The organism is Bacillus infantis NRRL B-14911 (genome assembly GCF_000473245.1).
Taxonomy (GTDB): domain Bacteria; phylum Bacillota; class Bacilli; order Bacillales; family Cytobacillaceae; genus Bacillus_AB; species Bacillus_AB infantis.
Genome location: NC_022524.1, coordinates 1705471 through 1716847, shown reverse-complemented (window position 1 = coordinate 1716847; position 11377 = coordinate 1705471). Strand labels below are relative to the sequence as shown.

The 11377-nt window shown below is 50.1% G+C and carries 9 protein-coding genes; 1 reads left to right on the top strand and 8 read right to left on the bottom strand.

Annotated elements, in window-relative coordinates; translation table 11 throughout:
* The first annotated feature begins 59 nt into the window (after window positions 1–59).
* Window positions 60–1772, top strand: a complete 1713-nt coding sequence (locus N288_RS08720; protein ID WP_009795976.1) for an Rqc2 family fibronectin-binding protein — start codon at window positions 60–62, stop codon at window positions 1770–1772.
* A 75-nt stretch (window positions 1773–1847) separates the two neighbouring features.
* Here the strand turns inward: N288_RS08720 and pyrE are convergent, their stop codons facing one another.
* Genes pyrE through N288_RS08680 form a run of 8 tightly spaced genes read right to left on the bottom strand, consistent with a single transcriptional unit; the run spans window position 1848 to window position 11363 of the window.
* The gene (gene pyrE, locus N288_RS08715; RefSeq protein WP_009795977.1) at window positions 1848–2483 is read right to left on the bottom strand and encodes an orotate phosphoribosyltransferase; all 636 of its coding nucleotides are present in this window, start codon (window positions 2481–2483) and stop codon (window positions 1848–1850) included.
* Window positions 2480–3196, bottom strand: a complete 717-nt coding sequence (gene pyrF, locus N288_RS08710) for an orotidine-5'-phosphate decarboxylase (RefSeq protein ID WP_009795978.1) — start codon at window positions 3194–3196, stop codon at window positions 2480–2482. The genes pyrE and pyrF overlap by 4 nt, the downstream gene beginning before the upstream one ends.
* Complete coding sequence (locus N288_RS08705; protein ID WP_009795979.1) at window positions 3168–4109, bottom strand: dihydroorotate dehydrogenase; 942 nt, start codon at window positions 4107–4109, stop codon at window positions 3168–3170. Before N288_RS08705 ends, pyrF begins: the two co-directional genes overlap by 29 nt.
* On the bottom strand, window positions 4106–4885 hold the full coding sequence (locus N288_RS08700) for a dihydroorotate dehydrogenase electron transfer subunit (protein WP_009795980.1): 780 nt from the start codon (window positions 4883–4885) through the stop codon (window positions 4106–4108). The genes N288_RS08705 and N288_RS08700 overlap by 4 nt, the downstream gene beginning before the upstream one ends.
* Window positions 4882–8094 carry a carbamoyl-phosphate synthase large subunit gene (carB, locus tag N288_RS08695; protein ID WP_009795981.1) on the bottom strand — a complete coding sequence of 1071 codons (3213 nt, stop codon included), beginning with the start codon at window positions 8092–8094 and terminating at the stop codon, window positions 4882–4884. The genes N288_RS08700 and carB overlap by 4 nt, the downstream gene beginning before the upstream one ends.
* Window positions 8073–9179, bottom strand: a complete 1107-nt coding sequence (locus N288_RS08690; protein ID WP_009795982.1) for a carbamoyl phosphate synthase small subunit — start codon at window positions 9177–9179, stop codon at window positions 8073–8075. Before N288_RS08690 ends, carB begins: the two co-directional genes overlap by 22 nt.
* Entirely contained in the window at window positions 9176–10462 is a 1287-nt protein-coding gene (locus N288_RS08685; protein ID WP_009795983.1) for a dihydroorotase, read from the bottom strand. The genes N288_RS08690 and N288_RS08685 overlap by 4 nt, the downstream gene beginning before the upstream one ends.
* Window positions 10425–11363 (bottom strand): aspartate carbamoyltransferase catalytic subunit, encoded by a 939-nt coding sequence (locus N288_RS08680; RefSeq protein WP_035403541.1) that lies wholly within the window; start codon window positions 11361–11363, stop codon window positions 10425–10427. Before N288_RS08680 ends, N288_RS08685 begins: the two co-directional genes overlap by 38 nt.
* Window positions 11364–11377 lie beyond the last annotated feature (14 nt).

Genomic DNA, 11377 nt, shown 5'->3' with positions numbered 1-11377 from the left:
GAAAATACTCACCCGGATTGGGATCATCCCCAGCCGGACAAAAGAAAAGGATGTTCCTTATGTCATTTGATGGATTGTTTACAAGAGCCATGGCACATGAGCTCTCAGATACATTGCAGGGCGGGCGGATCAATAAAATCCACCAGCCGTTCAAAAACGAAATTGTACTCGTCATCAGGGCGAATGGAAAAAACCACAAGCTGCTGCTTTCCGCCCATCCAAGCTATGCGCGGGCGCAGCTTACCCATGAGGCGTACGAAAACCCAAGTGAGCCCCCTATGTTCTGCATGCTCCTCCGGAAGCATCTGGAAGGCTACATACTGGAAGATATCCGCCAGGTTGGCCTGGACAGGATTCTCATCCTTGATGTTAAAGGGCGGAATGAGATTGGCGATATCTCATACAAACAGCTGATTGTGGAAATCATGGGGCGCCACAGCAACATCGTACTTGTAGATAAAGGCCGCAATATGATCCTTGACAGCATCAAGCATGTATCATATGCCCTGAACAGCCACAGGGCCATCCTGCCCGGCCAGGAATATGTAAAACCGCCGGAACAGAATAAAATCAACCCGCTGGGGCTTGAAGAAGAGGATATACTCAGAAGGCTTGATTTTAATGCCGGGAAAATGGATAAGCAGCTTGTGGAACAATTTGCGGGCATTTCGCCTCTTTTCGCGAAAGAAGCTGTCAAACGGGCAGGAATGAGCAACCGCAATACAATTCCCAAGGCATTTTTGGATTTGCTGGGACCAGTTAAAAATCATGAGTATACTCCAGCCATTACGGCAGGACAGAAGGAGAATTTTTACCTGTTCCCTCTTGAGCATACAGGAGGCAGCAGCCGGACTTTCGAAACCTTAAGCGGGATGCTGGACCGGTTTTATTTCGGGAAGGCCGAAAGGGACCGGGTCAAGCAGCAGGGAAATGACCTTGAGCGCTTTATTATCAATGAGAAAGAGAAAAACGAGAAAAAGATCGAGAAGCTTGAAAAAACGCTGGAGGAAGCCAGGAATGCCGATCAGTACCAGCTGTCCGGCGAACTGCTCACGGCTAATCTGTATATGGCTGAAAAAGGCATGAAGGAAATCGAGGTCATCAACTATTATGATGAAAACGGCGCGACGATGGTCATCCCGCTCGATCCGCAAAAAACTCCTTCAGAGAATGCGCAGAAATATTTCACCAAATATCAGAAAGCTAAAACAGCCGCCGGCATTGTTAAAGAGCAGATCGAAAAGGCAAAGGAAGAGGCCGCATACTTTGAGTCCCTTTTGCAGCAGGTTGAAGCGGCTTCCACTAAAGATATCGAGGAAATAAGAGAAGAGCTGGCAGAGGGCGGCTATATCCGCATCCGCCAGAAAAAGCAAAATAAAAAATCAGCCAATGTGAAGCCAGTCCTGGACAGATATACAGCAACAGACGGTACAGAAATTTATGTCGGCAAGAACAACAAGCAAAATGACTATCTGACCAATAAGCTTGCTGCCAGAGATGAAATCTGGCTTCATACAAAGGATATCCCCGGCTCTCATGTCGTCATCAGGGATAAAACACCTTCAGATGAAACGATACTTGAAGCCGCAAAGCTTGCTGCCTATTTCAGCAAGGCCCGCAGCTCCGGCTCGGTGCCTGTTGACTATACCCAGGTGCGCCATGTCAAAAAGCCAAGCGGTGCAAAACCGGGGTTTGTCATCTATGACAATCAGCAGACTGTTTATGTTACGCCGGACGAAGAAACAGTTTTGACACTAAAAAAATCACAATAAAAAAAAGAAGCAGAGTCCGCAGATTCTGCTTCCTTTTTTATTTCAAGATAAGAAATCTTACTTTTAGTACTTCAATTATTGTCTGGCAGCAGCGCCCCATTCGGCTGGATTCTCTCTCCATTCCGAAAGGGCATCCATTTCGCCAGTTGTGATACGGCCCTTCTCTCTTGCTGTCTCCGCAAGCTCTGTGAAGGTGGCCAGGGAATATGACTGTATCCCTGCTTCAGCAAGCTTCTGATCGCCCTGCTTAAGCTCATATGTAAAAATGGATACAGCCCCAAGTACTTCACAGCCTGCTTCGCGAAGAGCATCAACAGCTGTGATGACGCTGCCTCCAGTTGAAATAAGATCTTCGACCACAACTACTTTCTGCCCTTTTTCCGCTCTTCCTTCAATCTGCTTTCCTTTTCCATGCTCTTTCGCTTTTGAACGGACATAGCACATCGGCAATTCCAGCAAATCGCTTGCCCAGGCGGCATGAGGAATCCCTGCAGTCGCAGTTCCGGCAATGACTTCAGCGTCAGGGAAATGCTCTTCTATAAGCACTTTAAGCCCTGCGGCTATTTCCCTGCGCACCTCCGGATAGGACATTGTCAGGCGGTTATCACAGTAGATGGGAGACAGCAGCCCCGATGACCAGGTGAAAGGATTGGAAGGCTGCAGAGTAACCGCTCCAATTTCCAGCAATCTTTCAGCAATTGTTTTATTCATGACAAAACGCCCTCCCATTGATTTTTAAATGACAGATAAGCTTCATACGGATCAGCTGCTTTTGTGATGGAACGGCCTACTACTATGGCCGAGACTCCTTCCTGCCTTGCAAATCCCGGTGTGCTGATCCTCTTTTGATCACCTGCCGCCTCTTCTGCCAGACGAATCCCTGGCGTCACTGTCAGGAATCCTTCCCCAAAACGGCTGTTCAGCAGCTTTGCTTCATGCGGGGAGCAGACGACGCCATCAAGCTCTGACTGTCTGGCAAGCCCTGCATAATGAATAACAGAATCATTCAGTGCAACAGGGATCAGCTGCTCTGCCCGCATCTGTTCCTCTGATGTGCTGGTGAGCTGTGTCACCGCAATGCACAGAGGCCTTTTTTTTCCGGCTGCTGTCCCTTCATCCAGCCCTTCAAGGGCGGCTTTCATCATTTCGCTGCCGCCGGCTGCATGGACATTCACCAGATCGCATCCAAGACCGGCAATCCTTCGCATGGCACTGCCGACTGTATTAGGAATATCATGGAGCTTTAAATCCAGGAATACTTCATGCCCGGCCGCCTTCAGTTCCCGGACCATGTCAGGTCCCTCCTGGTAAAAAAGCTCCATGCCCACTTTGACAAATAATTTTTCTTCCGGAAATTTCCCGAGGAAGGATAAGACTTCTTCCTTTTCAGCAAAATCAAGCGCGATGATAAGCGGATTCTTCATGCTTGCCCCAGCTCCTTCCCGTACATTCGCTAATATGCTCAAAACCAAGCTTCTCCAGCAATTCTGGGAGCTTATCTATTATGTTTGGACAGACAAAAGGATCGACGAAATTGGCTGTTCCGACCGCAACAGCTGAAGCCCCTGCATAAAAGAACTCAATCACATCCTCCGCTGTTTCCACTCCGCCCATTCCGATGATGGGCAGATCCACCTGCTGGCTCACTTCATAGATCATCCTTAACGCCACAGGCTTTATCGATGGTCCGGAAAGGCCTCCCGTCCGGTTGGCAAGGATTGGTCGGCCTGTGTTCAGATCCATCCTCATGCCAAGAAGCGTATTAATCATAGTAAGACCGTCTGCACCGCCTTCTTCAACGGCTTTAGCCATTTCTACAATATTGGTGACATTCGGGGACAGTTTTACATAAACAGGCACTGCAGATGCAGCCTTTACTTTCTTTGTCAGGCTCTTTGCGATTTCGGGGATGGTCCCGAAAGCTATGCCGCCCGTCTTGACGTTCGGGCAGGAAATGTTCAGCTCCAAAGCCTTTACATTGGATGCCTTTGATAACTCTCTGGCCACTTCTATATAATCTTCTTCCGTGCTGCCTGCTATATTGGCGATAATAGGAACATCATATTGCTCCAGTCTCGGAAGCTCTTCCATAAGCACATGATCAAGCCCCGGATTTTGCAGGCCGATTGCATTCAGCATCCCAGCTGGTGTTTCAGCGACCCTAGGAGTCGGATTCCCGAATCTCGGCTCAAGAGTGGTCGCTTTTATCATAATGGCTCCCAGCAGGCTCAAATCATACAGCCCGCTGTATTCCTTTCCGAAGCCGAAGCAGCCGGAGGCAGGCATGATCGGATTTTTAAGGGTTAATCCTGGCAGCTCCACATTCAGCATACTCATAGTACAACCTCCCCTGCCCTGAACACAGGCCCGTCAGTGCAGACTTTTTTATAGCTGAAGCCCTCCGGGTCATCCGCCGTATGGCAGACACAGGCAAAGCATGCACCCAGGCCGCATCCCATCCGCTCTTCCAGCGATAAAAATACCTTTTTGTCCAGGTAGGCATTTTCCAGTGCCCTGAGCATGGGTGTCGGCCCGCAGGCATATATTACATCAAATACAAGCGATTCCCGGCTGATAATATCTGTCACAAAGCCCCTGGATCCGTATGTTCCATCCGCCGTTGCAATAAATGTTTCTCCCAGCACTGAAAATTCCCTTTCATAAAACACTTGTTCAGCCGATTGAAATCCAAGCACATGTACTGTCTTGACGCCTCTCGCTTTTAATCTTTTGGACAATTCATATAGGGGCGGCACACCAATTCCCCCCCCTATAAGGAGGGCTGTCTGGCCTGGCAGGGCTTCATTGTCAGGAAAGCCATTGCCCAGCGGACCAAGGACATCGACCTTTTCGCCTGACTGCTTTGAAGCCAGCAGAATAGTGCCCCTGCCTCCTGCCCTGTAGATCATCGTAAAGGTCTGGCGGCTTTTATTGATTTCCGCAATCGAAATCGGCCTTCTTAAAAGCGGGTCATATCCGTTTGATACTTTTAAATGGACGAACTGTCCCGCAGTCTCCATCTCATTGACAAGCTCACCTTTTAAGGTGAGCTCATAAATGTCTTTAGCAATTTCCTGATGTGAGACGATCGTACAGAGTTCCTTCCTGATCATAGAAGGACCGCCTTCTTCTCATGGCTGCCCGGCATCATGGCCTCTGCTGAGAAGTTCATGGATTCAATTACCTGGAGAATCGCTTCAGCTGTGTCCAGGGATGTCAGGCACGCGACCCCGTTTTCCACTGATTCCCTGCGGATCCGGAAGCCGTCGCGCGCCGGCTGCTTTCCTTTTGTCAGCGTATTGATGACCAGCTGTGCCTCTCCATTGCGGATGACATCCAGCAGGTCCGGGCCTTCTGCCCCGATTTTGCCGACCACTTTCACTGGAATGCCTGCTGCAGAGAAATAGCCTGCCGTACCGCTTGTCGCCATTACCTGATAGCCGATTTCTGCAAACCTCCTGGCAAGTGCGAGCGCTTCTTCTTTATCTTTGTCGGCCACTGTCATCAGGACATTTCCGTAACTGCTGATTTTCATACCTGATGCGACAAGGCCTTTATATAAGGCTTTTTCAAGGGTATGATCTTTCCCCATGACTTCACCTGTCGACTTCATCTCAGGGCCGAGCGTGATGTCTACCCGCCTTAGCTTAGCAAAGGAAAACACCGGCACCTTTACATACACGCCCTGCTTTTCAGGTACAAGGCCTGACTCATACCCCTGGCTTTCAAGCGACTGCCCAAGGATTACCTTTGTTGCAATATTAGCCATCGGGACATTGGTTATTTTAGACAGGAATGGAACTGTCCGGCTGGACCGCGGGTTCACTTCCAGGACAAATACCTCTCCTTTTGCCACTACATACTGGATATTCAGGAGACCGATGATGCCGAGGCCCTTTGCCAGCTTTTCCGTATATTCGGCCAGTTTCGCTTTCACTTCATCAGTCAGATTTTGAGGCGGGTATACGGCGATGGAGTCGCCCGAGTGGACGCCTGCCCGTTCGATATGCTCCATGATGCCTGGAATGACGACTCTTTCTCCGTCAGAAATTGCATCAACTTCGATTTCCTTGCCTGTCAGGTAGCGGTCGATCAGAACAGGATGTTCCGGATTCACACGTACCGCATTTTTCATATAATGAAGCAGCTCTTCTTCTTTATAGACAATCTCCATTGCCCTGCCCCCAAGGACATATGAAGGGCGGACAAGGACAGGGTAGCCGATTTCAGCAGCAATAACGGCCGCATCTTCTGCAGAGAAAGCTGTCTTTCCCTGCGGCTGGGGAATGCCCAGGTCTGTCAGCGCCATTTCAAATTTGTCCCTGTCCTCAGCACGGTCAAGGTTTTCAAGTGATGTCCCGAGGATTTTCACTCCTCGTTTCACAAGTTCTGCCGCAAGATTGATCGCTGTCTGGCCCCCGAATTGGACCACTGCCCCCTCGGGTTTTTCCAGATCGATGATATGCATAACATCCTCAATCGTCAGCGGTTCAAAATAAAGCTTATCGGAAATGCTGAAGTCTGTAGACACAGTTTCCGGATTATTGTTGATGATGATTGCTTCATAGCCGGCTTCTTTAATTGCCCATACAGAGTGTACGGTTGCATAGTCGAACTCAATTCCCTGACCAATGCGGATCGGCCCGGACCCAAGCACGACGATGCTTTTCCTGTCTGTAACGATAGACTCGTTTTCTTCTTCATAGGTTCCGTAATAATAAGGTGTTTCTGATTCGAACTCCGCCGCACAGGTATCAACCATCTTATATACCGGTACAATGCCGTTTTTCTTCCTCCAGCTGTAGACCTCCTGCTCTGAGGCATCCCACAGCCCCGCAATCACCAGGTCAGAAAAGCCCATTTCCTTTGCTTTTTTCGCAATCTCCTGGTCAAACCGTTTGCCAGAGAGTGTCTTCTCAAATGCCACGATTTTGTTCATTTTATAAAGGAAGAATAAGTCGATCTCGCTCCACTCATGGATGGTTTCGATCGTTACTCCCCGCCTCAGCGCTTCAGAGATGTAGAACAGCCTCTCATCGCCTGCTTTGCGGATACGCTTTTCCATAAGAGCATCATCGATTTCCTCAGGATTATTCAAAGCAAAATGGTATACATTGGCTTCCAGCGACCTGATGGCCTTAAGCAGTGACTCTTCAAAAGTCCGCCCTATGGCCATTACCTCACCTGTTGCTTTCATCTGTGTACCGAGAGAGCGGTTGGCTGACTCAAATTTATCAAAAGGCCAGCGCGGGATCTTGGTGACAATATAGTCAAGGGCAGGCTCAAAGCACGCATACGTTTTTCCGGTGACCGGGTTCATCATCTCATCAAGCGTCAGGCCAACGGCAATCTTCGCCGCCAGTTTGGCAATCGGATAGCCTGTTGCTTTTGAAGCCAGCGCAGAAGAGCGGCTGACACGAGGATTCACTTCAATGATGTAATAGTCGAAGCTGTATGGATCCAGCGCGAGCTGAACATTGCAGCCTCCCTCGATTTCCAGGGCACGGATGATTTTCAGTGATACATTGCGGAGCAGCTGGTATTCACGGTCGCTTAAGGTCTGGCTCGGCGCGACAACGATAGAATCTCCTGTATGTACCCCTACCGGATCGATGTTCTCCATATTGCAGACAACGATCGCATTATCGTTCGAGTCTCTCATAACCTCGTATTCTATTTCTTTGAAGCCAGCTATGCTCTTCTCGAGCAGGCACTGGGTGACAGGGCTGTTCTTCAGGCCGCTCGCCGTGATTTCCAGCAGTTCTTCCTCATCATGGCAGATGCCGCCCCCTGTTCCGCCGAGCGTGAAAGCAGGACGGACAATCACCGGATAGCCGATCTGCTCTGCAAATGCAAGGGCCTCATCGATATTATGGATGATTTCACTTTCAGGGACCGGCTCACCCAATTCATTCATTAAGCTTCTGAACAGATCGCGGTCTTCCGCCTTTTCAATGGCCGACAGCTTTGTGCCGAGCACTTCCACACCGCACTCTTCAAGCACGCCTGCTTTAGACAGCTCGACTGCCAGGTTCAGGCCGGTCTGTCCTCCCAGGGTCGGAACGATCGCATCCGGGCGCTCTTTGCGGATGATCCTGCTGACAAACTCAAGTGTCAGGGGTTCAATATAGACGGCATCGGCAATCTCTGTATCTGTCATGATGGTCGCCGGATTCGAGTTGACAAGGATGACCCTGTATCCTTCTTCTTTCAGCGCTATGCAGGCCTGTGTCCCGGCATAGTCGAATTCTGCCGCCTGCCCGATGACAATGGGCCCCGACCCGATCACTAGAATGCTTTTTATATCTGTACGCTTTGGCATGCTGCAGCACCTTCCCGTTTCTCAGATTCGATCATTTGCATAAATTGTTCAAAAAGATTATTGGCATCTTCCGGCCCCGGAGAGGCTTCAGGATGATATTGGACTGTAAAAGCAGGTACATTCTTATGTTTCAGCCCTTCGACTGTTCCGTCATTAAGCGCAATATGCGTCACTTCAAGCGGTGTACCGTAAATAGAATCTTCGTTGACAGAGTATCCATGATTTTGTGAAGTCAGCGCCACTTTCCCTGTTTTAAGTTCTTTGACAGGATGATTGGACCCCCTGTGGCCGAATTTCAGTTTCTCAGTATCAGCGCCGCAAGCAAGGGCAAACAGCTGGTGGCCGAGGCAGATTCCAAACAATGGGACCTTCCCGAGCAGCCCCTGGATCATCGGGATGGCTTCCACTACATCTTTCGGGTCCCCAGGCCCATTTGAAAGCATAACCCCGTCAGGGCTCAGGCTGAGGATCTCTTCGCTTGTTGTATGGTATGGCACCACGATCACATCACATCCGCGCTTGTTCAGCTCCCTGAGAATTCCATGCTTCATGCCGTAATCCACAAGTACGACCCTGCGGCCGCGGCCCGGGGAAGGATAGGCTGTCTTCGTTGATACTCTTTTCACCTGGTCATGCGGAAGGACAGCAGATTTCAGTTTTTCAATCACTTCGGAAGGATCCTGTTCAATCGGGCATATGCTCCCTTTTAAAGTTCCATGCTTCCGGATGATTCTTGTCAGTTTCCTAGTGTCGATCCCCGCTATTCCAGGAATGCCTTTCGCTTCAAGATAAGCGCCTAAAGAATGCTCGTTCCTCCAGTTAGAAGGGTATTCAGCCGCTTCTTTAACAACAAATCCGTGAATCGCCGGCAGAATGCTCTCAAAATCATCCCTGTTGATGCCATAATTCCCGATTAGAGGGTAAGTCAGCACCACGATCTGGCTGCAGTATGAAGGGTCAGAGAGGATTTCCTGATATCCGGTCATCCCTGTGTTGAATACGACTTCTCCGAAAGCTGCAGAATCGCTCCCAAAACCTTCCCCGATAAAAATGGTTCCGTCTTCCAAAATCAGCTGTTTTTTCATGCGTTGACACTCTCCTTCGCCCATACCGTTTTTCCGCCCGCTATTGTCAGGACCGGCCAGCCTTTGCAGTTCCAGCCTGAGAATGGGGTGTTTTTCCCTTTTGAAACAAATTCCTGCGGATCAATGTTCTGCCCATGATCCAGATTAACCAGCACCAGGTCGGCAGGAGAACCTTCCTCCAGCTTTCCATATGGCAGGCCGAAAGCTTCTGAAGGCTTGATTGTCATGAAATCAACCAGCTGTTTTAAAGTAAGGGTCCCCTTTAGCACCAGATGTGTGTAGAGAAGCGGAAAGGCTGTTTCAAGCCCTGTGATCCCAAATGGGGCCAGCTCCATTCCCTCCTCTTTTTCTTCCGAGGTATGCGGGGCGTGATCGGTTGCGATAAAATCAATCGTACCGTCCAAAAGACCTTCTATCAGTGCCTCACGGTCACTGGCGCTCCTTAGCGGCGGATTCATCTTGAAATTTGCGTCAAGGCCCGGAATATCATCTTCGCATAAGAGCAGATGATGAGGCGTAACCTCAGCAGTTACCTTGATCCCTGCCCTTTTGCTGTCTCTGACAACCCTGACAGACTCTTTAGTAGAGATGTGGCACACATGATAGTGGCAGCCAGCCGCTTCAGCCAGGAGCACATCTCTTGCAATATGTACAGATTCGCATACAGATGGGATCCCATTGATTGCATGCTTCCTTGAAAATTCCCCTTCATGGACAGAGCCTTTATTGATCAGCGTATTTTCTTCGCAGTGCGCAACGACAGGCATGCTGACAGCAGCAGCTTTTTTCATCGCAGAAAGCATCATCCCGGCTGACTGCACTCCCACGCCGTCATCAGTAAAAGCAAAGGCGCCGGCCTGCTTCAGCCCTTCAAAATCGGTCAGCTCACTGCCAAGCTGCCTGACGGTGATCGAAGCATAAGGAAGGACCCGCACATGAGCCGTTTCCGCAATCCTTCTGTTCAGCCATTCCAGCTGCTCCACCGTGTCAGGCACCGGCCTGGTGTTCGGCATTGGGGCAATCGTTGTAAAGCCTCCGCGTGCTGCAGCCAGGGTCCCCGTTTCAATCGTTTCTTTCTTTTCTCCCCCCGGTTCCCGCAGGTGTACATGAAGATCGACCAAGCCCGGGACTGCCAGCAGCCCTCCTGCATCTATCACTTCAGCATCTGTACCTTCAAATTCAACCCCGATCTTCGCAATTTTTCCGCCCTCGATCAGGATATCCTTCTGTACCAGCTCTCCGTTTTCAGTAAGCAATCTGCCATTTTTGATCAGCTTTTTCATGATTACCTCTCCCCTCTTTATGTTCAAGTGCCCTTTTCAGCACTGCCATGCGGACAAATACACCATTTTCCATTTGTTTGAAAATTCTCGACCTGCTGCATTCCACCAGGCTGTCAGCTATTTCAACCCCTCTGTTGACCGGGGCAGGATGCATGATGATGCTTCCCTGCTTCATCCGCCTTTCGCGCTTTTCTGTCAGTCCGTATTTTTCGTGGTACTCGGCAGCAGACATCCCTGTGCTTTCCTGATGCCTCTCATGCTGTATTCTCAGGAGCATGACCACATCCGCAGTCGCAGCCGCTTCATCGATTTCTTCAAAGCTTCCAGAATGGCGGAAGGAAGGGTCGAACCATTCTTCCGGCCCTGAGAATACAACCTCTGCCCCAAGCCTTGCCAGTGCTTCAGCATTGGACCTTGCCACCCTGCTGTGAAGGATGTCGCCGATGATGGCCACCTTCAAGCCGGCAAAGCGGCGGAACTCCTGCCGGATCGTCAGCAGATCCAGCAGCGACTGGGTTGGATGGTGCCCGCAGCCGTCACCTGCATTCAGGACCGGGATGCCTATCTTACCGGAAAGTGCGCTGAAGTAATCTTCCTCCTGATGGCGGATGACCACCGCATCGACACCAATGGACTCGAGTGTCCTCACCGTGTCATAAAGCGATTCGCCCTTCTGGACGCTTGAAGTCCCTGCTTCAAATGGGATGACATCAAGTCCAAGCCTCCTCTCAGCAACTTCAAAGCTGCACTTGGTCCTTGTGCTTGCCTCAAAGAAGAGATTGGCAACGAAGGACTGTGAAGACGGCCTCCACACTGCGCCTTCAGCAAACTCCTGCGCCTGTTTCAGAATCTCCCCGATTTCCATTAAGCTCAATTCATTCATCGTGAGCAGATCTTTCATCTTTGCTTCCTCCT